Origin of the sequence: Chelatococcus sp. YT9 (genome assembly GCF_018398315.1) — a bacterium.
Classification (GTDB): Bacteria; Pseudomonadota; Alphaproteobacteria; order Rhizobiales; family Beijerinckiaceae; genus Chelatococcus.
On sequence record NZ_JAHBRW010000002.1, the window covers coordinates 1,768,825 to 1,793,727 of the forward strand.

Annotated in this window: 18 protein-coding genes; 6 read left to right on the top strand and 12 right to left on the bottom strand. The window is 62.7% G+C overall.

Annotated features, from left to right (window positions below):
• Positions 1 to 106: 106 nt before the first annotated feature.
• From KIO76_RS28025 to KIO76_RS28040, 4 genes are all read right to left on the bottom strand, one after another.
• Positions 107 to 1,000, bottom strand: a complete 894-nt coding sequence (locus KIO76_RS28025) for an ABC transporter permease (protein WP_213326842.1) — start codon at positions 998 to 1,000, stop codon at positions 107 to 109.
• A complete protein-coding gene (locus tag KIO76_RS28030) occupies positions 997 to 1,941 on the bottom strand; it encodes an ABC transporter permease (protein WP_213326843.1) in 945 nt (314 codons plus the stop codon). Before KIO76_RS28030 ends, KIO76_RS28025 begins: the two co-directional genes overlap by 4 nt.
• Positions 1,942 to 1,990: 49 nt before the next feature.
• Positions 1,991 to 3,568 carry an ABC transporter substrate-binding protein gene (locus tag KIO76_RS28035; RefSeq protein WP_213326844.1) on the bottom strand — a complete coding sequence of 526 codons (1,578 nt, stop codon included), beginning with the start codon at positions 3,566 to 3,568 and terminating at the stop codon, positions 1,991 to 1,993.
• 87 nt (positions 3,569 to 3,655) lie between these two features.
• Positions 3,656 to 4,336, bottom strand: a complete 681-nt coding sequence (locus tag KIO76_RS28040) for an RraA family protein (protein WP_213326845.1) — start codon at positions 4,334 to 4,336, stop codon at positions 3,656 to 3,658.
• 260 nt (positions 4,337 to 4,596) lie between these two features.
• Between KIO76_RS28040 and KIO76_RS28045 the strand changes: the two genes are divergently transcribed.
• Entirely contained in the window at positions 4,597 to 6,672 is a 2,076-nt protein-coding gene (locus KIO76_RS28045; RefSeq protein WP_213326846.1) for an ATP-dependent helicase, read from the top strand.
• Between the two features lie 119 nt (positions 6,673 to 6,791).
• Here KIO76_RS28045 and KIO76_RS28050 read toward each other — a convergent pair whose 3' ends face one another.
• On the bottom strand, positions 6,792 to 8,348 hold the full coding sequence (locus tag KIO76_RS28050) for an indolepyruvate oxidoreductase subunit beta family protein (protein WP_213326847.1): 1,557 nt from the start codon (positions 8,346 to 8,348) through the stop codon (positions 6,792 to 6,794).
• Between the two features lie 11 nt (positions 8,349 to 8,359).
• Complete coding sequence (locus KIO76_RS28055) at positions 8,360 to 10,513, bottom strand: ferredoxin family protein (protein WP_213326848.1); 2,154 nt, start codon at positions 10,511 to 10,513, stop codon at positions 8,360 to 8,362.
• Between the two features lie 619 nt (positions 10,514 to 11,132).
• Here KIO76_RS28055 and KIO76_RS28060 point away from each other — a divergent pair.
• Both KIO76_RS28060 and argE read left to right on the top strand, forming a co-directional pair.
• Positions 11,133 to 12,269 carry a pyridoxal phosphate-dependent aminotransferase gene (locus KIO76_RS28060; RefSeq protein ID WP_213326849.1) on the top strand — a complete coding sequence of 379 codons (1,137 nt, stop codon included), beginning with the start codon at positions 11,133 to 11,135 and terminating at the stop codon, positions 12,267 to 12,269.
• Positions 12,270 to 12,292: 23 nt separating this feature from the next.
• The gene (gene argE / locus KIO76_RS28065; RefSeq protein WP_213326850.1) at positions 12,293 to 13,447 is read left to right on the top strand and encodes an acetylornithine deacetylase; all 1,155 of its coding nucleotides are present in this window, start codon (positions 12,293 to 12,295) and stop codon (positions 13,445 to 13,447) included.
• Positions 13,448 to 13,453: 6 nt separating this feature from the next.
• Here argE and KIO76_RS28070 read toward each other — a convergent pair whose 3' ends face one another.
• The 4 genes from KIO76_RS28070 to KIO76_RS28085 form a co-directional block, all read right to left on the bottom strand.
• Positions 13,454 to 14,722, bottom strand: a complete 1,269-nt coding sequence (locus tag KIO76_RS28070) for an NAD(P)/FAD-dependent oxidoreductase (RefSeq protein ID WP_213326851.1) — start codon at positions 14,720 to 14,722, stop codon at positions 13,454 to 13,456.
• A complete protein-coding gene (locus KIO76_RS28075; RefSeq protein WP_213326852.1) occupies positions 14,712 to 15,647 on the bottom strand; it encodes an ABC transporter permease in 936 nt (311 codons plus the stop codon). Before KIO76_RS28075 ends, KIO76_RS28070 begins: the two co-directional genes overlap by 11 nt.
• A gap of 3 nt (positions 15,648 to 15,650) precedes the next feature.
• On the bottom strand, positions 15,651 to 16,628 hold the full coding sequence (locus KIO76_RS28080; protein ID WP_213326853.1) for an ABC transporter permease: 978 nt from the start codon (positions 16,626 to 16,628) through the stop codon (positions 15,651 to 15,653).
• 153 nt (positions 16,629 to 16,781) lie between these two features.
• Positions 16,782 to 18,359, bottom strand: coding sequence for an ABC transporter substrate-binding protein (locus KIO76_RS28085; protein WP_213326854.1), 1,578 nt, complete (start codon positions 18,357 to 18,359; stop codon positions 16,782 to 16,784).
• 349 nt (positions 18,360 to 18,708) lie between these two features.
• Here KIO76_RS28085 and KIO76_RS28090 point away from each other — a divergent pair, with 349 nt between their 5' ends.
• A complete protein-coding gene (locus KIO76_RS28090) occupies positions 18,709 to 20,199 on the top strand; it encodes an amidase (RefSeq protein WP_213326855.1) in 1,491 nt (496 codons plus the stop codon).
• Positions 20,200 to 20,377: 178 nt separating this feature from the next.
• Here the strand turns inward: KIO76_RS28090 and KIO76_RS28095 are convergent, their stop codons facing one another.
• Together KIO76_RS28095 and KIO76_RS28100 are read right to left on the bottom strand one after the other, a co-directional pair.
• Positions 20,378 to 21,154, bottom strand: a complete 777-nt coding sequence (locus KIO76_RS28095; RefSeq protein WP_213326856.1) for an HpcH/HpaI aldolase family protein — start codon at positions 21,152 to 21,154, stop codon at positions 20,378 to 20,380.
• A gap of 138 nt (positions 21,155 to 21,292) precedes the next feature.
• Positions 21,293 to 22,696: an FAD-binding oxidoreductase gene (locus KIO76_RS28100; RefSeq protein ID WP_213326857.1), complete on the bottom strand. Its 1,404-nt coding sequence runs from the start codon at positions 22,694 to 22,696 to the stop codon at positions 21,293 to 21,295.
• 403 nt (positions 22,697 to 23,099) lie between these two features.
• On the opposite strand from KIO76_RS28100, the gene KIO76_RS28105 reads away from it, so the two are divergent.
• Both KIO76_RS28105 and KIO76_RS28110 read left to right on the top strand, forming a co-directional pair.
• Entirely contained in the window at positions 23,100 to 24,194 is a 1,095-nt protein-coding gene (locus KIO76_RS28105; protein WP_213326858.1) for an LLM class flavin-dependent oxidoreductase, read from the top strand.
• Between the two features lie 248 nt (positions 24,195 to 24,442).
• On the top strand, positions 24,443 to 24,901 hold the full coding sequence (locus KIO76_RS28110) for an acyl-CoA thioesterase (protein ID WP_213326859.1): 459 nt from the start codon (positions 24,443 to 24,445) through the stop codon (positions 24,899 to 24,901).
• Positions 24,902 to 24,903 lie beyond the last annotated feature (2 nt).

Here is a 24,903-nt window from a genome sequence, read left to right on the forward strand (position 1 = left end):
AGCGGGGCGACATCGCCCCGCTACCCGCCCCAAAAAGAAAGAAAGGGCCGCGTGGTGATCATCACGCGGCCCTTTGCTATGGTGTCCTCGCCTGACGCGCAGCTATTCAGTCGTGGAGCTTGACGCGCGGGTCGAGCACGTCACGCAGGCCATCGCCGAGCAGATTGAGGCCGAGAACCGTCACAGCGATCGCGACGCCCGGAAAGATCGTCAGCCACGCAGCCTCGCGGATGTAGCTGCGCCCCTCGGCAATCATCATGCCCCAGCTCGGCACGGATGGCGCGGAACCAAGGCCGAGAAAACTGAGGACCGCCTCGGAGAGCACCGCATAGGCGAAGACGAAGCTGAGCTGCACGATCAGCGGTGCCATGCAGTTCGGCAGGATGTGTCGGCCAATGATCTGGAGATCGTTGGCGCCGGCGCCGATCGCCGCCTGTACATATTCCATCTCCTTCACCACCAGCACTGACGAGCGCAGGATACGGGCGGTGCGCGGGATATAAACGACCGCGAGCGAAATCACCGCAGTCATTGCGGACGGCCCCATCGCCGCAGCAATGCCGATGGCAAGAAGAACCGACGGGAAAGCCATCAGGGCATCCGAGACACGCATCAGAATGCCATCCAGCCGTCGGTAATAGCCGGCCAGCGCGCCTAGCAGGACGCCGAAGACCGCATTCAATACCACCACGCCCAGTCCGATCGCGAGACTGAAGCGCGCGCCCCACGCGATGCGGCTGAAAATGTCCCGCCCGAGATTGTCCGTGCCGAGCCAGTATGTCGCGGACGGCAACTGGAAGCGATTCCGGATCGACATTCGCGCTGGATCGAAGGGCGAGATCACCGGCGCGAGCACCGCCAGAACCGTCACCAGAAGGCAGAGGATCACCCCGATCATGAACGAGCGATGGCGAAGGAGCCTGCGCACCGTGCGGCTTTTCCAGAATGAACGATGTTCAACGATAGCTGTGGCGCCTGCCATGTCAGTCACCAGTGTCATTGGAGGCGCACCCGCGGATCAAGCCATGCGTAAACAAGATCGACTGCAATGTTCAGGAGAAGTAGCGCAGAAGCGACAAAGAGAAGGCCGCCCTGAATCATCGGATAATCACGCGCGAGAATCGCATTTCCCAAGAGCGCCCCAATGCCCGGCACCGCGAAGATGGTTTCTACGATGACCGATCCAGATAAAAGGACGGACAGGATCATGCCGATGACCGTGACGATCGGCATGAGCACGTTGGACATGGCATGCCGCACGATAATCGTGGTCTCGCGCAGCCCTTTCGCGCGGGCGGTGCGAATATAGTCCTGTCCAAGGATTTCCAGCATCGTGGAACGTGTGAGGCGCGCGAGCAGACCAATCTGCATCAAGGCCATGGAGATCGCCGGCATCGTCGCACTGCGCAGCCATGCGATCGGATCTTCGGTGAAAGGTACGTAGCCGCCGGTCGGGAGCCACCCGAGCTGCACCGAGAACAGCACGATCATGACGAGGCCAAGCCAGAAATTGGGCACCGATACGCCGAGAAGGGCGATCACCATGGCGACCTGGTCGAGAATGCGATTGTGGCGCATCGCGGCCACCATGCCGATCGAAATGCCGAACAACACTGTCAGCACGAGCGAGTAGATCGCCAGCGATATGCTGATGGGCGAGCGCTCGATGACGGTCTCCAGCACAGGCTGGCCGAGGATCAGCGAATGACCGAGATCACCGTGAAAGAGATTCGAATAGAAAATGCCGAGCTGAACGAGGAAGGACCTATCCAGCCCGAGGTTCTGTCGCAATTGCGCCAGTTCAGCTGGCGTCGCGTTGGGACCGGCCAGCATCGCCGCCGGGTCGCCCGGCACCAGTTGCATGATGCCGAAGGAGATGAGGCTGACAAGGAACAGGATCGGCACAGCCTGAGCAATGCGCCTCAGAGCATAAGCTAGCATGGGAACTCCGCTTGATTGCCGATCCTTATCCGCATCGGGCGTTACGCCTTTATTGCTTCAGCCAGACATTGGAGACACGCGTGTTGAAGAAGGGCACATACCCCTCGACATTCGCTCGTGTTGCTTGAATCTTCGGAATGGCACCGAAGGGGATGGCCATGACCTGATCGAACACACGGGCTTGTGCCTTGGCAAAGGCCTCCTTGCGTTTTTCGAGATCCGGGCTCGACGACAGAATATTGAACTGCTTCATGAATTCTTCGTCAGACTTGTTGCCGACGGGCTTATGCACATTGGACGGATCAGCAAGATTGCGTAAGGACTGGGCCCCGCCCTGGGCAGTCACGGTGATCCAGGTCGTGAAGAAGAAATTCCAGCCCTTGTTCTCGTTGACGCTCATGCCAAGCGCCGTCGGCCAGTCGAGCACCAGAAGCTCGGCATTGATGCCAGCCGCCTTCATCTGCTCGGACATGACGAGCGCGGTCGTATAAGCACGTGGAATATCACGCGTCGTCAGCAGCACGACCTTCTCGCCCTTATACCCCGCTTCCTTCAGAAGGGCCTTGGCCTTTTCCGGGTTGTTTTGATTGTAAAGCTCGCTGCCTGCCTCGCTGTAATAAGTCTGTCCAGGAAACTGGAACGACGGATTAAGGCTGAAAGCCCCATCGCTAGCCGCATCCATAATGTCTTCCATGTTCAGAGAGGCCAAAATCGCCTGGCGCACCTTGAGATTGTCGGTCGGCGCCTGGGAAAGATTGGGATAAGTCAGGTTCAGGCCAGCATAGTCGAGCTGAACGACCTTGATGTCCTTGTTTTTTGTCAGCCTCTCACGCGATAGCGTCGGCACGTCTTCGACAATCTGGACCTCGCCGGTTTCCAGCGCCGCCGTTCGTGCGCCGGGTTCAGCGAGCGTGCGGAACGTGACAGTATCGAGGCAGGCTTCCTTCTGCCCGGCGAAGCCCGAAATGCCCTTGAGCGTCTTGTTCGGCACATAGCCGTCGAAGCGCTTCACCTTGACGTGACTGTCAGCAACGAACTCCACCAGCTCGAACGGCCCGGTGCCGATGGGCTTTAACTGAGTCGGCTCGGCATTCGATTGGTCGGCTGGCACGATCACGATCGGCACTGTCGACGCCGAGATGCTTTCCAAGAACGTCGCGCGCGGCTCCTTCAGGATAATGCGGAAGGTCGCGTCATCGGGCGTCTCCCAACGGTCGACCGCGTCCAGCGCCGATCGGTCGATACCAACGCGCTTGTAGCGCGCGAAGGATCCTGCGACATCGGCAGATGTCAGCGGCTTCCCATTGTGGAACTTCACTCCGGGGCGCAGCTTGAACGTATAGGTCTTCCCATCGTCGCTGACATCAAGCGACTCCGCGAGGTCGAGAACGGGAGCCATGTTCTCGTCGCGCGTCATCAATGTCTCGAAGATGTTCATCGCGACATTGCGTGTTGCGTTCGCAGCGTTCACGTGCTGGTCGAGCGTGCTGAGCTTGGCTTCCATGCCGAAAACGAGATCGCCCCCCTTTCGGCCGCAGATCTCAGCCTGTGCCGCGGCCGTCCCCCAGCTCAGAAGGCCAGCCGCCACAGCAGTGCAGGCCAGAAGTCGTGCCTTGATAAGTGCCATCTTCATCCCCTTTGTTGCGTTTAAAGCGACGTGCCGTTCGGCATCTTTCGTGCGGCGCAGCCTTCGCCGGTATGGAGAACGAACCGGTCAGAGAATGCCGAACTTGGCGAAGACATTCGCCAGCGTCTCGCCCGCCGCGAGCTCTGCCAAGGTGTTGCGTTCGCCCTTGAGGCGCTCTGAAGCCCGCCGCAGGACGTCAGCCTCGACAGCTCTTGGCACAACGACGACCCCGTCCACGTCGCCAAAGACAAGGTCGCCGCTCGCGACCTTTACCCCTGCGCATTCAATTCCGACATCGAGCGCGACGATCTTCCCCCGTCCCTTGGAATCGATCGGGGCAATGCCGCCATGGAAGACGGGGTAACCGATGGAGCGGATCTCACGCGTGTCGCGGACGCAGCCGTCCATGAGGGCGCCAGCGGAGCCACGGAAATTGGCGGCGGTGCTGAGAAGTCCGCCCCAGGGCGCGATCCGTCCGGACATGCCACAGGCGAAGACCGGAATCTCGTCGCGCTTGAGGCTGTCGACAAGCGCGATTTCCAGCTCGTAGGGATTTTCGCCAGGCTGCGGCCGCTCGTAGACCTCAAGATAGAGCGCGGTGCGCGCACGCCCCACCATCACACTCGTCTCATCGAGTGGCCGGATGGTGTGGGGCATCGCCTGGTTCACGTAGCCCAGATCATCCAGCACATCGGACAAGAGGGCGCTGAAGTAGTGCTCTCGCATGTCACGCAACGACGGGTAAGCATCAATTATGGTCTCGGCCATCACACACTCGGTCAATGGTGGGCTGCCTGGAAGCGGGCCGCCTCGGTTTTGATTTATCGTTAAACTATGGCCGGGCGGACAGTGAGTCAACTGGCTTTTCACGCCTCTCCAGCCCCTCTTGCAGAGGGGCCGAGGACTCCGCGACAGGACCGGCACGCCGCGACAAATAGCGGATTTTGATCCTTTACGTTGCGAACAAAACGAGAATTTGGAAACGTGGATGCTGATGACTTCAGGATGATTCGCAGGACAACTCGCTCGTGTCGGTAGCAGCAGCCTATCTCGAAACCTTGAATGCGGAGCAAAGGCAGGCTGTTGAGCATGGCGTCGTGGATGCGAAGGCAACCATCGCACCGCCACTCCTCATCATCGCAGGCGCTGGATCGGGCAAGACGAACACGCTTGCCCATCGCGTCGCCCATCTCATCGTCGCTGGCGCCGATCCCCGGCGCATCCTGCTGATGACTTTCTCGCGGCGGGCCGCCGCCGAAATGGCGCGCCGGGTGGAGCGCATCTGCAACCGCGTGCTGCCAGCCCACGCCCGGCCACTGGCCGATGCGCTGACATGGGCGGGGACGTTCCACGGCATCGGCGCGCGCATCCTGCGGGACTGCGCCGATGAAATCGGCCTTGATCCGGCCTTCACGATTCACGATCGCGAGGACTCCGCCGACCTGATGAACCTTGTCCGCCACGAGCTTGGATTCTCGCGGACCGAGACGCGTTTTCCGGCCAAGGGTACCTGCCTTGCAATCTACTCGCGTGTCGTCAACGCCGAGATCCCGCTCGCGGATGTGCTCGGTCGCCATTTTCCCTGGTGCGCCAGCTGGGCCGACCAGCTCCGGGAGCTCTTCGCCGGTTATGTCGCAGCCAAGCAGGCGCAGAACGTGCTCGATTACGACGATCTCCTGCTCTACTGGGCGCGGGCCGCGGCTCATCCGGTGCTGGCCGAGGATATCGGCGGACGCTTCGACCATGTGATGGTCGATGAGTATCAGGACACCAACCGCCTCCAGGCCTCCATCCTGATGGCCCTGAAGCCTCGGGGCGAGGGGCTCACGGTCGTCGGAGACGACGCGCAGGCCATCTATTCGTTCCGCGCGGCCACCGTTAGAAATATCCTCGAGTTCCCCAGGCGTTTCACGCCGGCGGCCAAGATCATCACGCTGGACCGAAATTATCGCTCCACGGAGCCCATTCTGGCGGCCGCCAACGGCGTCATCGACCTCGCGAGCGAACGCTTCACCAAGAATCTCTGGACGGAGCGCCGCTCCGCGGAGAAGCCGCGCCTCGTCACCGTGCGCGACGAGGCGGAACAGGCGCGCTATATCGCGGAGAGCGTGCTCGCCAACCGGGAAGCCGGTGCCAGGCTGAAGCAGCAGGCGGTGCTGTTTCGCGCGACCCATCACAGCCGGCCGCTCGAAATCGAGCTCGCGCGCCGCAATATCCCCTTTGTGAAATTCGGCGGGCTGAAGTTCCTGGACGCGGCCCATGTCAAGGACATCCTGGCGATCCTGCGTTTCGTGCAGAACCCCCGTGACCGCGTGGCGGGCTTCCGCGCCATGCAATTGCTACCGGGTGTGGGGCCAGGCACCGCGCAACGTGTGCTCGATGCCCTGGCGAACGCGAACGAGCCGCTGGCCCTGCTCCCCACTTTGCCCACACCGCCGCGCGCGGGCGACGACTGGACATCCTTCGTCGCGATGCTGACCGCCATCGGCCGCGGCGACACCACCTGGCCGGCCGACATCGAACAGGCCCGCCGCTGGTACGAGCCGCATCTGGAGCGTCTCCACGAGGAGGCCGCGGTGCGCAGCGCCGATCTTCTGCAGCTGGAGCAGATCGCGGCCGGCTATGCCTCCCGCGAACGCTTCCTCACCGAGCTGACGCTCGATCCTCCCGATGCGACCAGCGACGAGCCCGGCGTGCCACATCTCGACGAGGATTATCTCATCCTGTCGACGATCCATTCCGCCAAGGGCCAGGAATGGTCATCGGTCTTCGTGCTCAACACCGTCGACGGCTGTATCCCGATCGATCTCGCGGTTGGCACGAAGGAGGAGGTCGAGGAGGAACGGCGGCTGCTCTACGTGGCGATGACACGCGCGAAGGACAGCCTGCATCTCGTTGTCCCGCAACGGTTTTTTACATACGGGCAGAACCCGCAGGGTGACCGGCACGTCTATGCGTCGCGCACGCGCTTCATCCCCTCGAGCCTGCTCGCGCGTTTCGAGGTCTCGACCTGGCCTCGTGTCAGGGAAGAAGGGGCCACACGCTCCGATGCACGCAACATCCGTATCGACATCGGCGCACAGATGCGCGGCATGTGGCGTTAGGCTGAATCGCCATTTCGGGACTATCCCGCGCCGGTCATCCTGGGGCGAGCGGTAGCTCGGGCCCGGGCTTCATGAACACGACGGGAAACCAATAAAGGGCCGGCCAAACGCAGCGTGCTCTAGCGGTAGGCGCTTTCCGCCGTCAGCAACGCGCCATCGAGCGCTTTTCCGTCCTCATCCATGAGCGCCGCCTGTTTGAGGCGCCGCAACCAGGCGGCGCCGTCCGGCTTGGCGGTGAGCATGGGAACGGCTGCAAGAACCCGATCGAACTTGGATTGGCCGCGCGCGTGGGTGTCGGAATAGCCCTTGACCAGGCGCCGACAGGCGATCGCCTCGACAGCCAGATCATAATCCTGGGGCAAGGCTTTGGTCGCGACGTCCAGCCAGTGCGCGACGTGAGCCATCTCCCGCTCGTGCCGCAGGGTACGCGTGCGGATCGGCTTGAGACTCGCGACGACATAGAGGCTGAGGAACCAGCCGATGGTGCCGGTCCGTACCCGGCGGCCCCGGTTGACCAGACGGTCGAGCTGATGGAACAGCTTCGGTCGAGCTTCGAGGAAATGGCCGATGCCGGCCGGCAGCGTGCCAGCCACCTCTTCCATGCGCGGATGCATGTATTCGGTCGTATAGACGATCTGGTCTCCCTTGGCGCCGACCTCGCGCCGCACCCGGTCGAAGCGGCTGGCGCGCGTCTTGAGATCGGCAACGCGAATCACATCGTCATAGGCCATGGCGACCGCGAGATATTTGGCGGCGGCAGTGGTGAAGGCAAAGCCCTTGGGCGCGCCGTCATGGGCGGCATCGAGCGCGGTCAATGACGCGAGCCGGTCGAGATAGGCGCCGGCATAGGCGATGTCCTGATAGTCGACGAGGCGCTTGACGCCGGCGAAGGCGATTGCATGCGTCTCTGCGGGCAATTCCTTGCGGATGCGTGCGATGAGCCCGTCGAGCGCCGCGTGTCCGACAGTGTCCGGCAACGGCGGCAGGGCCTTCTCGGGCTCGGCGCTCACCGTATCTCGCGGCTTCTCGCGGGTGCGGTCATAGGCGGCCGAGAAGGCGCGCAGGCTCGCCTCGACACCCTTGCCGCCGGCCTTGACGGCATCCTCGAAGGCCGAGCGTGGGAAGGGCAACACCTCGGCGGCAGCCAGCGCACCGAACATCGCTGCTGAAATGACGCTGCCGTTCTTCTCGGCGAGCGTCTGCATGTCAAAGGCGATGATGCGCTTGGCCGCGATGCCGGCCGCCTCCACCACGACGAGCGGATCGCCGATGCCGTTACCCGGTTTTTCCTTCTCGCCCACGGCGAAGGAGCGATGGCTGGAGGTGATCAGCGTCGTGCGCTCGGGCGTGACCAGGCCACGCATCATGGAGCGGCCGGCCTCCATGAACTCCGCAGCCATGACCACATCGACATCCCCGGGGGTCGGCATCAGCGACAGGATCGGGTCATGCCCGTCCTGGGCCTGCAGCATTTCCACGTAGTAGATCGTCGCGCCGGTGCGCTGCGCGACGCCGGGCACCGAGGTGGATTGCGCCACCCAGCCCTGCGCCTCGGCGAGCGCGACGACCCAGTCCGACAGGACACCACCGCCCTGCCCGCCCATGGCGAGGATTGCAACGGAAATGGGGCGCGCGGTCGCCAGGCGCGCCGCCGGGAAGGTTTCATGGCGTGTCATCGCGCCCTCGTTCACGCCGGGAAGACCACGCGCCGGCTGTCGCGCCGGCGCTGCAGGAAGCCGATCACCGCGCCGCGAACTTTCGCAAGGACGCGGTCCAGGCCGGTCGGGTTATGGATGATGTCCGCCCGATAGAAGGAGGGGCAGAGGACGGCGGCCTCGGAGACCTCGCCGCAATTGCCGCAGCCCACGCAGGAATTGTCGATGGCCGCGACCGGGTCATCCTTCAGGGGATCGTCGGTGTGCTTCACCGACAGCGAGGGGCAGCCCGAGAGCCGGATGCAGGCATGATCGCCGGTGCAGACATCCTCGTCGACCCCGAAGCGCTCGCGCACCATGCGCTGCCCTGCCTTGACCGCCTTGTTGAACTGCGGCTTCACGCGCCGTTGCTTGTTCAACATGCATTCCGACGAGGCGACAATGACCTTGGGCCCACGTTCCGCCGTCGTCAGCGCTTCCTTCAGGGTATCGCGCATCCTGGCGACGTCATAGGTCCGGTCGATCTGGCGCACCCATTGGACGCCGATGCCCTTCACCGCATCAACGATCGGATGCTTCGTCGAGCGTTCAGGATTATCGGCGCGCGAAGACAAAATATCCTGCCCACCGGTGGCGGCGGCATAATGATTGTCGACGATCAGGATCACGCCGTCCTGCTTGTTGTAGACGGCGTTGCCGACGCTGGTGGAGAGGCCGTTGTGCCAGAAGCCGCCGTCGCCCATCACGGCGATCGGGCGCTTGTTCGCCTTCACGTTGAAGGCGGACGCAGAGGCCGGCCCCAGGCCGTAGCCCATGGTCGTCGCGCCGATATTGAAGGGCGGCAGGATGGAGAAGAGATGGCAGCCGATGTCGGCCGAGACGTGATGCTGGCCGAGTTCCTTCTCGACCAGCTTCATCGCCGCGAAGATCGGCCGTTCGGGACAGCCGGTGCAGAAGCCGGCCGGCCGCTGCGGCACGACATCGGCCAAGGCCTTGATCTTCGGATCGGCGAGGATCGGGGTCGCATCCGGCAGCGGCGGTCGGTTGCCGAGCAGCACGCGGGCGTGGGTCTCGAAGAAGGCGGTGAGGCCCTTGATCAGCACGGGCGCCGTCATCTCGCCGCCGAGCGGCAGGAGATCCTTGCCGCTGACTTTGGTATTGATGTCGCGGCGGCGCAGCAGGGTATGCAGACTCTGCTCGATATACTCGGGCTGCCCCTCCTCCACCATGATGACGGCCTTCTTACCGAGGCAGAATTCCACCATTTCGTCGTCGATCATCGGATAGGCGACGTTGAGGACATAGAGCGGAACGGCGGAATTGCCGTAGACATCTGCGAGCCCCATGAGCTGCAAGGCACGCATGACGCTGTTATACATACCGCCTTGCAGGATGACGCCGACGTCACCTTGCTCTGGCCCGAAAAATTCGTTGAGCTTGCGTTCTTTGATGAAGGCAACAGCCGCCGGCCAGCGTTTCTCCAGCTTTTCCCTTTCATGAATATACGCCGCAGGCGGCAGGACGATGCGGTTGACGTCGCGCTTCGGCTGCTCGACAGCCTGCCTCAAAGTGAACTCAGGCTTCTTGTTATCCTTCGCCACGAACTGGCCGTGGACGTGGCAGGTACGGATACGAACGCCGAGCATCACCGGCGTATTGGACGCTTCCGACAACGCAAAGCCATCTTCAACTGCCTTGACGATGGATTCCAGATTGGGGCGCGGATCGAGCAGCCACATCTGCGATTTCATGGCGAAGGCATGGGAGCGCTCCTGCATGATGGAGGAGCCTTCGCCGTAGTCTTCGCCGATGATGACCAGGGCGCCTCCTGTCACACCGCCGGATGACAGATTCGATAGCGCATCCGATGCCACATTGGTACCGGCCGTCGATTTCCACGTGACAGCGCCGCGCACCGGATACATCACCGAGGCCGAGAGCATCGCAGCAGCCGCAGCCTCTGAGGCGGAGGATTCGAAATGAACACCAAGGTCATCAAGCACGTCCTTGGCGTCGGCAAGCACATCCATGAGATGGGAAATAGGCGAGCCTTGATAGCCGCCTACATAAGACACGCCGGACTGCAACAATGCCTTGGTGATGGCGAGAATACCTTCACCCCGGAAGATCTCACCTTCACCCAGCTTGAGATCCTGCACCTCGCGCGCGAACGAACGTTCAGCCATGCGACTGGCCTCCCATCATGATCACCGGGACGGCAAGCTCACGATGTCCATCACCGGTCTCTGTCACCGCCTGTCGGCCAACCCTCGATATCTGAAAATCCATATTCCTTGGGCCTGGCCGGCTTGTTCCCGTCTCTTTGAATAAGAATAGGGAAAGGCTGCGCCAAGGCAAGATCGAATATGGCTCGCGAGCCTCCCAAATTGAATGCATATGCATATTTATCGACCATGAGAGCGTGGCAGCTCGGCCTAGCCAACGCCCAAAAGCTGTCCACTTGACGGGGGCGAACAACGCCGCTGTTGCATTTCGGACGTGTCGGCATAGAATAGTTTGAACTTGAAATAATTGGGCGCAACGCTCGAATCTCGTAATTGAGCGGCACGCGGCCGCGCGGAGAGGGAAAATCCATCGGCCTCCAGCCAGACGACCGACTAGAATGGCGTGTCGCGGGGGCAAACTCCGGCAGGCATTCTTGGAAGATGCGAATGCATTGATTCTGACCCTTGCGAGCGGGCCCGCACGATGCCGGATCGATATTCGACCGGATGACAATCCTGTGGAGTGACTATTGTGGCAATACCGGCAGATCTCGCGCCGCTACTCGGCATTCGCCCCTCCATGGCCAGTATTCCCATGGAGAATATTGCGCGGCTCGCCGTGGAGGCGCAGGGCATCGAGGGCGTCATTCCGCTCTGGTATGGCGAGGGCGACATGGTCACGCCCGCCTTCATCCGCGATGCCGCGAAGGCGGCGCTCGATCAGGGCATGACCTTCTACGTCCCGGACATGCGCGGCCTGCCCGCGCTTTCCGAGGCCCTGTCGGCCTACCAGACCGCGCTGCACGGGCGGCCGATCTCGCGGGCCCGCTCCACCGTCACGCCGGGCGGCATGCAGGCCGTTTATCTCGCGCTGTCGCTGATCGTCGATGCGGGCGACGAAGTCGTCTATATCGAGCCGCAATGGCCCAATATTCGCGCCGCCATCCATATGCATGACGGCGTCCCGGTGCCCTTCCCGCTCGAGTTCCGGGATGGCGACTGGCGGCTCGATCTCGACCGGTTGTTCGCCTCCTGTACCGCGAAGACGCGGGCGATCTTCCTGCCCACGCCGTCCAATCCGGGCGGCTGGGTGGCGACGGCTGGAGAACTCGAAGCCATTCTCGCCTTCAGCCGGCGCACCGGCGTGTGGATCCTCAGCGACGAAGTCTATGGCCGCATCTATTTCGACGGCCCGGTTGCGCCGTCGATGCTCCAGATCGCCGATGACGAGGACCGCGTCATGGCGGTCAACAGCTTCTCCAAGGCCTGGGCCATGACCGGCTGGCGCGTGGGCTGGCTCAACCATCCCGCCTCGCTGTCGCCCACCATCGGGGCGATGACCCAGTACCTCAACAGCGGCACGGCGGGCTTCGTCCAGGCAGCGGCTGCCGCGGCCTTGATCCACGGCGAGCCGGTGGTCGACGAGGTGCGCGAACGCTGCCGCACCGGCCGCGATATCGCGTACGAGCATCTGGCCGGCATCAACCAACTCGAGTTCGGTGCCAAGCCGCGGGGCGGCCTCTACGTGTTCTTCGCCCTGAAGGGCGAGGACGACGCGATGGTTGCCTGCAGCAGGATCCTGCACGAGGCGCGCGTCGGGCTCGCGCCCGGCCATCTCTTCGGCGGCGTTGCCAGGCGCTTCATGCGCATGTGCGTATTGCGTGACGCGCGCCAGATCGAGCAGGCCTGCTCACGCATCGCCGAGGCGCTCAGATAATCCCGCATAGGGAAAAGGATGCCATGTCAACGCTATCTGCCAAAGCCGCGCTCGGCCATCTCATCGGCTTTCCGACCGTGAGCGCGGCGACCAATCTCGATCTGCTGCAGTGGGTGGAGACTGCATTGGCGTCGCTCGGGGCCCGGTTCCGGCGCTTCCCGCATGCGGACGGCACCAAGGCCAATCTCCTCGTCAGCATCGGCCCGGAGGTGCCCGGCGGCCTCGTTCTGTCCGGCCATACGGATGTCGTGCCGACGACCGGACAGGCCTGGACGGGCGATCCCTTCCTGATGCGGGCGGAGAACGGCCGGCTCATCGGCCGCGGCGCGACCGACATGAAGGGCTTTCTCGCCTCCAGCATCGCGGCGGCGCAGGATGTCGCCCGGCTGCCGCTTGCCAGGCCGCTCCATCTGGCTTTCTCCTATGACGAGGAGGTCGGCTGCACCGGGGTCTGGTCGATGGCCGAGTGGCTTGGCCGGTCAGGACTGGCGCCGCAACTGGCCGTCATCGGCGAGCCCTCGTCGCTCAAGGTGATCGATGCCCACAAGGGCGGGCTCATCGGCTGGGCCACGGTCACCGGCAAGCCCGGCCATTCCTCGCAGCCCGATCGCTATGTTAATGCGGTGATGGTCGCGGGCGAGCTGATCGCCTTCATCAACGGCCTGCGGCGGGAATTTGTGGAGGGCGCGCGCCACGACGGCCTCGATCCGCCCTACAGCACCATCCAGGTCAATATCATCAACGGCGGCTTGCACGGCAATATTGTCGCCGAAAACTGCCGCCTCTTCTGGGAAATGCGCGTCATTCCCGGCGTCGATGACCGCGCCGTGCTCGCGCGCATCGAGCACTTCGCGCGTGAGACCCTCGAACCGGCGATGAAGGCGATCGATCCGGCCTGTGGCATCGCCTTTGAGGTTCAGGCCCATATCCCGCCGCTCGGCCCCAATGCCGACCGGACGGCCGAGACGCTCCTCATGGACCTCGTCGGCCAGACGGCCGCCCTGAAGGTTCCCTACGGCACCGAGGCGGGCATATTCCAGCGTTTCGGCACCCCGGCCGTCGTCTGCGGCCCCGGCGATATCGCGCAGGCCCACCAGCCCGACGAGTTCATCGAAGAGGCCGAGCTCGAACGTTGCGTTGCGCTGATCAGGCGCTTGGCAGAACAGCGTCTTTGTTGATGTGCACTAAACGGCGAAGCGCTCGGCGCGATAGGCCTGCGGCGCGATGAAGGGCGCCTCGCCGCTCATCATCTCCGCCAGTAGGCGCCCGGTCGTCGGGCCCAATGTCAGGCCATAGTGGCTGTGCCCGAAGGCGAACCACAGCCCGACATGGCGCGGCGCGGGGCCGATCACCGGCAGCATGTCCGGCAGGCAGGGCCGCGCGCCAAGCCAGGGCTCGTGCTCCACGGGCTCGCCAAGCGTGACCACGCGACGCGCCTTTGCCTCGATATGTCGAAGCTGGACGGGGCTCGGCGGCGCATCGCGCGGGGCGAGCTCGACGCCCGAGAGCAGGCGAATGCCGCGCGTCACCGGGACCATCAGGCAGGCTTCGTCACGGATGTAGACGGCTTGCTTCAGCCGCCCGCCGTCAGCATAGGCGAAGTGCCGGTGATAGCCGCGCTTGACGGCCAGCGGGAAGCGATAGCCGAAGCGCGCGGCGAGATCTCCCGCCCACGGCCCGAGGGCGACGATGGCATGGTCGGCGGAGATCGTTTCCCCGCTCCCGGACCGGATCTGCCAGGCGCCGGCCGCGCCGGTGAGCGTGAGGGCATCGGCCCGCAGGATTTTGCCCTCTTTTGCCGTGAAGAGCTGCGCATAGGCCTCGACCAGCCCGCCGGGATCGATGATCCGGCAGGTGTCGCGCCAGACGATGGCGCCGCTGATGCCGGGTCGCAGCGCGGGCTCCAGCGCATAAAGGGCCTTCGCACCGATGCGTTCCGCCGTCACCCCGTGGCCGCGGGCGAACTCCGCCTCGCGGTCGGCTTCTTCCAGTTGCCGCGGGGAACGGCAGAGCTCCAGCCAGCCGTCGCGGCTGAGCAGCGCCGTTGCCCCGGCCTCGGCCATCAGCGCCTCGTGCTCGGCGAGCGCGGTGCCGATCAATGCGCGGAAGGCAGGCCCGATATGGGCCAGAGCGCTGTCCTGCGAGGCGCGCCAGTAGGCCAGGAGCCAGGGCGCGATGCGCGGCAGGAAGCGCGGATCGTAGCGCACACCGTCCGAGCGGTTCATCGCCAGCCGTAGCAGCGTCGATAAACCACGCGGAAAGGGATGCGGCAGCACCGACGAGCATTCGATGAAACCCGCGTTGCCGTAGCTCGTCTCGCGCCCCGGATCCTTGCGGTCGACAATGGCAACGGACCAACCGCGCTGCTGAAGATGCAACGCGATCGAGACGCCGACAATGCCCGCGCCGAGCACCAGCGCCCGGCGACCGGAGGGAGGGCTGTCAGTTGCCATTCTGATCGCTGTAGGGATCCATTACGTGGCGCAGACGATCGCCGACGAGATTGATGGCAAGGACCAGGAGCAGAAGAGCGAAGCCGGGAAAGGTCGAGATCCAGTATTTGCCGGAGAGCAGATAGCCATAGCCGTTGGCGATGAGCATGCCGAGCGAGGGTTCCGTCACGGGCACGCCGACGCCGAGGAAGGAGAGCGTTGCCTCAAGCGAGATCGCATGAGCGATCTGCACCGTGGCGACCACGATGAGCGGCGGCAGGCAGTTCGGCAGGAGATGCCGGAACATGATGCGCCATCGCGGCGCCCCGAAGGACACGGCGGCCGCGATATAGTCCTTCTCGCGCTCGACGAGTGCCGAGCCGCGCACCGTGCGCGCATAATAAGCCCATTGCACGATGACGAGGGCGAGGATGACCTTGTCGATGCCGCGCCCGAAGACCGACAGCAGCACCAGCGCCACGAGAATCGAAGGAAAAGAGAGCTGCAGGTCGACGATGCGCATGGCGATGCTGTCGACGCGGCCACCGATATAGGCGCAGCCGATGCCGACGACGGCACCGATCGCGCTGGCGATCAAGACTGACGTGACGCCCACGCCGATCGAAATGCGCAGGCCGTGCAGGATGGCGGACAGCATGTCCCGGCCCTGGTCATCGGTGCCGAGCCATGCGGTGGCGCCGTTGCCCAGCGTCGAGCCCGGCGCCAGCATGTTGTCCATGATGTCGAGGGTGTCGAGATCATAGGGGTTCTGCGGCGAGATCTGGGGGGCGAAGACCGCCAGGATCAGGAACAGCAGGAACAGGGCCAGCCCGAAGACCGCGCCCGGCGCGCGCAGGAAGGCCTTGATGCGCTTGCGGGTGATGCTCTGGCGGGGCTCCTCGGCCTCGGTCGTGCCAGGCCCGGTCGGAATATGCGCTGCAACCATGGCTCAAGCCTTCGATGCGCTGAGGCGCACGCGCGGATCGAGGACGGCATAAAGCCCGTCCACGATCAGATTGACGGTGACGAATATCAGGCAGGTTACCATGAGATAGGCGACGATCACCGGCCGGTCGATGCGGTTGATGGAGTCGATCAGGAGCTTGCCCATGCCGGGATAGGAGAACACCGTCTCCACCGCCACCGCAAAGGCGATCATGGCGCCGAACTCGAGCCCCATGACGGTGATGACGGGGATGATGACATTCTTGAGGAGGTGGACGGTCACGATGCGGACCGGCGGCACGCCGCGCGCCCCCGCCGTGCGGATGTAATCCTGCCGGTTGACGTTGCGTGTTCCTGTCTCGCAGATGCGGATAATCAGCGAAGTCTTGTAAAGCGCAAGCGTAAACGCCGGCAATATGAGGTACTTCAGTCCTTCCAGGGACAAGATGGACAGTGGAATGCCGAAAACGTCCACGGTCGGACCGCGGCCGCCCGAGGGCAGCCACTTGAGCTGCACCGCGAAGATCGAGATGAGCATCAGGCCGATCCAGAAATTCGGCAGCGAGAAGCCGAGAATCGAGCCGGACATGATGGTCTTACCACTGAAGCTCGCAGGTTTCAGGCCAGCGATGAGACCGAGCGGAATGCCGATAGCGAGCGCGATCGCCATGGCGACGACGGCGAGCTCTAACGTCACCGGCAAGCGTTCCAGAATGACCGTTGTCGCGGGCTTTCCGTAGACGAAGGAATTGCCGAGATCGCCCCTCACGGCATTCCACAGGAAACTCGCATATTGCTCCAGAATAGGTCGATCCAGCCCAAGGCGCGCGATAGCGGCCGCGCGTTCCGTCTGGTCGGCATCCGGGCTCACCATGACATCGACGTGATTCCCCAGTGCGAAAACCGCAAAGAACACCAGCGTCGCGGTAACGAAGAGTACGAGCAGCCCGCCGAAAAGGCGGCGCGTCAGGAATACAAGCATCCTCTTACAGCTCCTGTCTGCCGCACTTCATCACCGGTCTGTTGCATCACCAACTTGACGGTCACCATCGCGCCGCAATCACCAGACGGTCCGCCGTTTGATGCGAGATCATTGGGTCAGTGATCACCCAACGAGTGATCACATCGCCGCTGATCATTTGCCAGGCGCGAACATGAGCGCGGAGGTGCGCTCATCCATGCGCGGGGTGATCGTGATGCCGGGCTTGGCCGCCCACGTATTCGCCTGGAAATAGAGCGGCACGATGGCCACGTCGTCATGGACAATTTGGCTGGCGTCTTGAAGCAGCTTTGCGCGTGCCGCGTCGTCCATCGTATTGAGCGCCTTGGCAGTAACAGCATCAAGATCTGGGTTGCAGTAATTGCCCCAATTGACTGGTCCCCAACCCTTTTCCTTGTTCGTGCAGGCGATCATCGCGCGGATCGGCGACGATGCTTCGGCTGTCTGCGCTCCCCAACCCATCATCACGGAGGAAAATTCGCCCTTGTTGCCGCGCGTGTTGATCACCGCGAAGGGGACCGCGTCGACGGAGGTGCGGATACCGACGCGGGTCAGCATCTGCGCGACGGCCTGCGCAACCTTGGCGTCGTTGATCAGGCGATTGTTCGGGGACGCCAGGACAAGGCGGAAGCCTTTGTCATAGCCGGCTTCGGCGAGGAGCTTCTTCGCCTGTTCGGGATCATAGGCGGGTTTGATGCCGGGAACATAACCCTGCATGGTTTCGGTCACGATATTATTCGTAGGAAAGGCAAGCCCCTGCATCAGACGGCTGGCGATAGCCTCGCGATCGATGGCCAGGTTGACCGCTTTGCGCACGCGCACATCTTTGAATGGATTGGCTTTCAGAGGGCTGCCGTCGGCGGCCGATACACCGGGCGTCTCGTTACGCCCGCTATCGAGGAACAGAAAGATGAGCCGATGCGACATCTTCTCCCCGACCACGAGGTTCTTGTTGTTTTTTACCGCTTCGAGATCAGGCGTCGGGATATTCTCGATGGCGTCCACCTCCCCTGACAAAAGCGCGCTGAGGCGGGAGCTGTCATTTGGCAGGAAGCGAATCTCGACCGTCTCCCATGCAGGCTTGTCGCCCCAGTAGTTCTCGTTCGCAGTCATGATGACGCGATCGTCGGGTGTATACGATTTGAACTTGTACGGGCCGCTGCCGAGCACCCCCTGCCCCGTCACGAATTTGTCGGAGGTCAGGCCCTCGGTCGCCTTTTTGCTGACGATGAAGACATTGGTCAGGTCAGCGAGGAGCAGCGGATAAGGAGCAGCCGTCTTCAGCTGAATCGTGTGCTCATCAATGATCTTCTTCTCGACAATCGGGCGGGTATAGATAGTGAAGCTCGAGGGGCTGTTCGGGATGGTCGCAGGTCTATCCAGGGACCAAACCACGTCTTCCGCAGTCACAGGCGAGCCATCGCTGAACTTCGCGGGCCGCAGCTTGAATTCCCAGGTGGTGTCGTCAACGAGGCGCCACGACTCGGCCAGTGCCGGGACAATGTGGCTGTCCGGATCCATCTGGACCAGTGTGTCGAACATGTTGCGTGAGACAGCAATGTTCTGGCTCGCGTTGTGAAACTGGGGATCCAGGGTTGTCGCTGGCGCGCTGAAGCCGATTTTCAGATCGGCCGCCCAGCCTGGCGCGGGAAGAGAGGCGAGAACCGCGAAGGCCGTGGCCTGCAACACAGTCGAGATGCCTGTCATTCTCATTGAGAGACCCCTCTTGGCACGTTTGGTCATTTGATCAAGACCGTTTTGATAGGCAATGAGTGTAAACATAGATTGCCGGCACGTAAATGCTTCAAGCTTGAAATTGGTCTTGCAGTTCTGACGCCAGTGTCTAGGCTCCTAGCGCAAGTATCACAGGCAGGAAGACGGCAGCATCGCTCGCCGGAACAGCGCTGAGGTGATGGTGCGCATAAGTGGGGAACGACACTGTTCATGGTCAAGGCATGGGTTCCCAGGCGGCGCCAGCAACGCGGCACTCTGTGATCGACGAGCAATATCGGCATACCAACATGCGGCTCGCAGGCCGCAACTCTGAAGGCAGGAACAGCTCATGCAGCCTTGTGATCTCCCGGCGATCGAGGCCCGCCGCCTTATCGGTGCACGACGACTTTCCCCCGTGGAGCTGTTAGAAAGTTGTATCACGCGCATCGAAGCTGTTGACCATGCCGTCAACGCCATGGTCACCCGGGATTTCGAGCGCGCACGCGAGGCAGCGCGCGCGGCAGAGGCCGCCGTTACGCGGGGGGAACGCCTCGGACCGCTGCACGGCCTGCCGATCGGAATCAAGGACACGTCCGAGACCGGCGGGCTGCGCACGACGTTCGGCAGCCCTATTTTCAAGGACCACGTACCCGATGCCGACGAGCGCTTCGTCGCGCTCATCCGGCAGGCCGGCGGTATCGTGATCGGCAAGACGAACGTTCCGGAATGGGCGGCGGGCGGCAACACCCGCAACCCTGTCTTCGGCGCGACAGGCAACCCCTTCGATCCCACGCGTTCCGCAGCGGGCTCCTCCGGCGGCTCCGCGGTTGCTCTCGCCTGCGGCATGGTGCCGTTGGCCTCTGGGTCGGACACGGGCGGTTCGCTGCGCAACCCGGCCGCTTTCTGCGGTGTCGTTGGTTTCCGTCCCACCCCGGGGCTCATCCCCAGCGAGAAGCGCGGAGCGGCTTGGCTGCAGATCTCGACCCTGGGGCCCATGGCCCGGACCGTCAATGATGTGGCGATGCTGTTGTCCGTCATGATGGGCGAGGACAACCGGGATCCGCTGTCGGCCGTCGTTCCGGGCGAGACCCTGCGCAACCCGGCACATTATGCTGATCTCCCCGAAGTCGATCTGACGACATTACGTGTGGCAATCACACCGGACTTCGGCTTCGCTCCTACGGAGCATCAGGTCGCCGCGACACTTTCGCAAAAGACGGGTTTGTTTCGCTCCGTCTTCCGTGAGGCGGCTGATACGACGCCGGATTGCACGGGAGCGGACGACATCTTCGCGGTGCTGCGCGCGGTCGCGGCGCTCGCCATGTTCGGCCCGCTGGCCGCCAAGTACCCTGACCAGCTCGGGCCCAATATCAAGGATAACATCGCCGAGGGTGACGGCTACAGCGCGCGTGACGTGGCGGTTGCGATGAACGCCCAGACTGCGATGCACCGCCGCTGGCAGGCGTTCTACAAGAACTACGACGTCATACTCGCGCCGAGTGTCACCATCAGCCCGAGACCGTGGCGTGAGCTCTATCCCCGCGAGATCAATGGCAACCCCACGCGCAGCTATTACCATTGGTTGGCCTGCGCCTACGCGGCAACCCTGCCGGGTCACCCGGCAGTCTCCCTGCCCGTAGGGCTTGACGGAAACGGCATGCCGTTCGGCCTTCAGGTCATTGGCCCGCGCGGCGGCGATCGCTTCACACTCGGCGTTGCGGCAGCGCTCGAGCGGCACCTGTCGGGCGACAGCCGCACGGCACGACCCTTGCCCGACATCAAGGCTCTCGAAGCTGCCCCCGCCATCTGCGATGCAGACGGGTTTTATGCGTTCGATTGAGATCTGACCCGTTGAGAGCTTCGGGGCGTGGGCGGCGTGGCCTGCCATCTCGGCACGCCCGGCAAGGCGGAGCGTTCAATCCGGTTCGATAACAGCCTTTCACGCCGTAGACGGGAGGTTTACAGCCACGCGCCTACTCCGTTCCATCGTCACCCGATGCGCCATTTCATCTTTGCGATCATGCTTCTCCAGGCTTCGTCTCGCGCCGAAAGGCTGATTGAGCGCTCGCGAAGCCGCGGGAAACCACATCGATGTCGTTGGCGACCACCGTCATGTTGTAGCCTTGCCCGGCGCGCGCGGCGGCGACTTCGGCATGCGGCGTGAAGATTCCGCAGGCAATGCCGGCCTTTCGGCAGGCGGCCAAGACTGTGCTGCAGGCTTCCTCATGGCGTTGATCGGCTGCCGGGAACGTACCGAGCGAAATCGCCAGATCTCCCGTGCCGATGAGAACGAGATCAATCCCTTCTACCGCGGCAATCGCCTCGGCATTCGCAACGCCGGCCGCGGTCTCGATCATCACGCCCACCAGCGTATGCGAATTGGCTTGTGCATAGTAGGCCGCGAAGTCACCGGCAAGCGGCCGGACGCCGCCGCCGGAGCGCGCGCCGTGGGGGGGAAAGCGGGCCGCCTCCACCACGCGGAGCGCCTCCTCAGCCGTTTCGATCAAAGGGGCGATCACGCCGACAGCACCGGCGTCGAGCGCCGTGCTAATAGCGCCTTTGGTGGCATCCAGAGTGCGCACGAGAAGCGGAACCTTACCGCCGGTGGCCGCGACAGCATGCTCAAGGGACTGCCTGTCCCAGAGGCCGTGCTGCGCATCAATAACGATGGCGTCGGGGCCAGCTTGTGTCGCGAGTTCGACAAGCGTAGGGGAACCGAGCGAGAACCAGAACGCGCCAAACTGGCCGCCCCCAGTGAGATGCTGGCGCAGGCTGCGCCCATTGAAAACAAACATCAGATAGTCCTGCTTTCTTCCATTTTTCCAGCACCATCAAGCAGCGGGCTCATGATCCCCTCGGATGCACAGATTGGAATTGGCCATGGCCCTCTCCAGAAAGCGCCTCGCAGGCGCGGCATCATGCTGGTCATTGGCTTACAGCGTGAGAACCTTGCCCGTGTTGAGAATATCGCCTGGGTCGATCGCGGCTTTGATCCGTTTCATCAGCGCGAGCTCCCCCTCGGACCGGGTGAAATGGAGATACTTCTTTTTCAGAAGTCCGATGCCATGCTCGGCCGAGACTGTGCCACCGACAGCGCGCACGGCGCTCAGGACAAGATCCGTGATCTCATCGTGCGGCTGATGACCGCCAGCTTCCGGTACATTTGCGACAAGATGGAGGTTGCTGTCACCGATATGGCCATAGACCAGCAGGATCGCGCCCGGCCAACGCGCCTGATATTGCGCCTCGATCGTCGCGACCACCTCCGCCATCCGGCTCGCCGGCAGGCCAACGTCAAAGGCGGTGAGCGGCCCCATCAGCTTGCTGTATTCCGACACGCTGTCTCGAACGGCCCAGAGTTCGCGCGTCTCGCGCTCTGAGGAGGCGAGCACGGCATCCCCGACGATCCCCGTCTCCAGCATGTCCCCCATGAGCGCTTCCAACCGGCCGCGGTCGGATTCCGGATCGAATCCGCTCTGTTCGAGCAAAACATACATTCCATGGGGGCGGCCGAGGGGACGGCGCAGTTCGCTCAACTTGCCCGTCATGAAGTCGTAGAAGCTCGGCCACATGACCTCGAAGGCGGATAGGGCTGGGCCAAGGCGAGCTCGTGCGCCTCTCAGCAGTTCGAGAACCGCCGGAAAATCCCGGCAGCCGCAGAAGATCGTGTTCACCGTGAGGGGCTTGGCCTGGAGGCGCAGGACGACGCGCGTGATGATGCCCAGTGTGCCCTCGGAGCCGATGAATAACTGCTTGAGATCATAGCCGGCATTGTTCTTGATGAGCTTATTGAGCGATGTCACTACCGTGCCGTCAGGCAGCACCACCTCAAGGCCAAGCACATGCTCGCGCGCCATCCCGTAACGGATCACGCGGTTGCCACCGGCATTGGTCGCGAGATTGCCGCCGATCTGGCAGGAGCCCCGCGCGCCGAGGTCGAGGCCGAGGAAAAGACCTGCCTGTTCCGCAGCCTTCTGAGCAACCTCGAGTGGCGTGCCGGCCTTGACCGTCATGCTCGCCATCACCGGATCGATTTCCTCGATGCCGCTCATGCCGTCGAGGGACATGACAGCCCCGCCGGGGACAGGTTGCGCACCGCCGGCAAGCCCTGTGAGCCCCCCCTGCGGCACGATCGTTATACCATGGCGGCCGGCGATCTTGAGCGCCGCCGCTACTTCCTCGGTTTCGCGCGGTCGGATCAAGGCTATGGGACGAACGGACGGCAGACCGCTCCAATCAGTGTGAAACTGCGCCGGGATATCTTGACCCGTAATTACGACAGGACCGAGCGCAGCATGCAAATCCGCGATAAAAGCGGCTGCGGCGCTCTCAGTCATGAATTCTCCGTGATGAAAAAGCTGCGCGTGAACCACCGCTGAAATCGAGATGGATGCGTTTGCATAAATTACAGTTCACAAAGCCCACCTTGCATGTGACCAACGGCTTGAAACGCCGACGCTTGGTAACTCACTGCCACTCATAATAGCTTTATCATGCTGGCAATCTATCTCTAAACCTATTTGGCGACGTTTATAGAGAAGATTTCATCTGCCATTTCTTTAGCTCGTTCGCCTAGAGGCCGAAAATTGACGAGAATTCCTCGAGTACCGAGACACTGATCGTTACATGGCTATAGACACGCCCTCGAATTTGAATAGTTTAGACTTGAAATTATAACTCGTCAAACGACTTGAGCCGCCGTATTGATTGCAGCGGCTTTATCCGCTGGGAGGCCCTTCCGTGTTAAAGAAGCACCCGCTCAAGGGTCTCAACCGTTTCAAACTTGGCGTCTTTTCCGCCAATGCCGATGGCGGCTTGGCCATCTCCACGGTGCCGGAGCGTTGGCCTGCGCGTTGGACGGATAACGTAACCGCGGCTCAGATCGCTGACCGTGCGGGACTAGAATTCTTCCTTCCCATCGCGCGTTGGCGAGGCTATGGCGGCCAAAACCGTGTTCGGGAATGGTCATTCGAAACGTTCACATGGGCTGCGGGCTTGGCAGCAGCAACGGAACAGATCGCGCTATTCATGACCGTGCATGTACCGGTCGTGCATCCGATCTATGCCGCGAAAGCGCTCGCCACTGTCGATCATATCTCCGCCGGCCGCGCCGGTCTCAACATCGTCTGCGGTTGGAGCCCGGCCGAGTTCGGCATGTTCGGTATCTCGCTCCACGAGGATGGATATACACAGGCGGCCGAGTGGATGCATGTGATCGAGCGATGCTATGGCAATGATCAACCCTTTGACTTCGACGGCAAGTTCTACACGCTCAAGGACGTGGTCAGCCGGCCCGCTGCCCTGCAGACACCACGGCCCGTTACCATGAACGCGGCCTTCAGCCCCCACGGACGAGACTTCGCGGCAGCCCATTGCGATTTCCTTTTCACCACCTTCGGGACCATGGAGGACGCTGGCAGACATGCGGTTGATGTGCGCCAGCGGGCCGCAACGGCCGGCCGCGATCTCGGCCTTTATACGGTCTGCCACGTGGTCTGCCGGGAGACCCAGGCGGAGGCGGAGACCTATTACCACCACTATGCGGTAGAGATGGCCGATCAGTCGGCGCTGGAAAGCCGCATGTCAGGGAACCGTCATTTCGCGAATGATCTCGACAGAGCTGCTTTCGAGCAGGCGCAGAAGCGCTTCGCGGGTGGGGCGGGCAGCTATCCGCTCGTTGGCACGCCGGAGAAGATCGTGGACGAGCTCTTGGCCCTCTCTGAACAGGGTTATGAGGGTGCCGCGTTGTCCTTCGTCAATTATACCTATGAGCTGCCCTTCTTTACGGACAGGGTTCTTCCTTTGATGCGGGAAGCCGGCTTGAGGACTGCGTGACCGGAGTGCGCCGCCATGGACCTGCCCTCGACCGTGTCCGTCATGATCGCCGGCGCGGCGTTCATGGCCAACCTCCTCTTGCCTGAGATCCACGACAACCGTGGCGGCGCGGGCGGATGCGGCGCGCCCCGGAACGGCAGTTCATGGGTACTATCATTTTCGGTTTGCTCGGCTATAGGTGTGGTCGCTTGCTGCTGCACCTCGCTTGCACATTACCGAAGCGCTATCGCACCACCCTGTAGGTCGGAATGCCGCGTCCCATAGCTCTACAAGCTGACGAAGTACCGCGGAACTGTTGGAATACGCGTATTCCCATTCGCTTCAGCCATTGCGACCCGGCGGGCATTGTCTACACCCCGGTCTATTTCGATCTCTTCAATGGCGTCATCGAGGACTGGTTCGCGGATGCGCTGAAATTGCCGTACCGGCTCTTCATCCGTGACCGCCGGATCGGGCTCGGCTATGCGCATGCGGCGTGCGACTTCTTCCAGCCGAGCGAGATGGGTGATGCGCTGGACGTCGCAGTAGTCGTCGCCGAAGTGGGCCGCTCCTCCTATCGTTTGACCCTGCATGCGATGAAGGATGGCCGCGAAGCGGTACGCGGCCATTTCGTGACGGTCACCACGGATATGGAGCTACGCAAACCCTGCGCGATTCCGGCAGACCTGCGCGCCGCGCTGGTGGCTTACGAGACCGCGACCAGATGAGC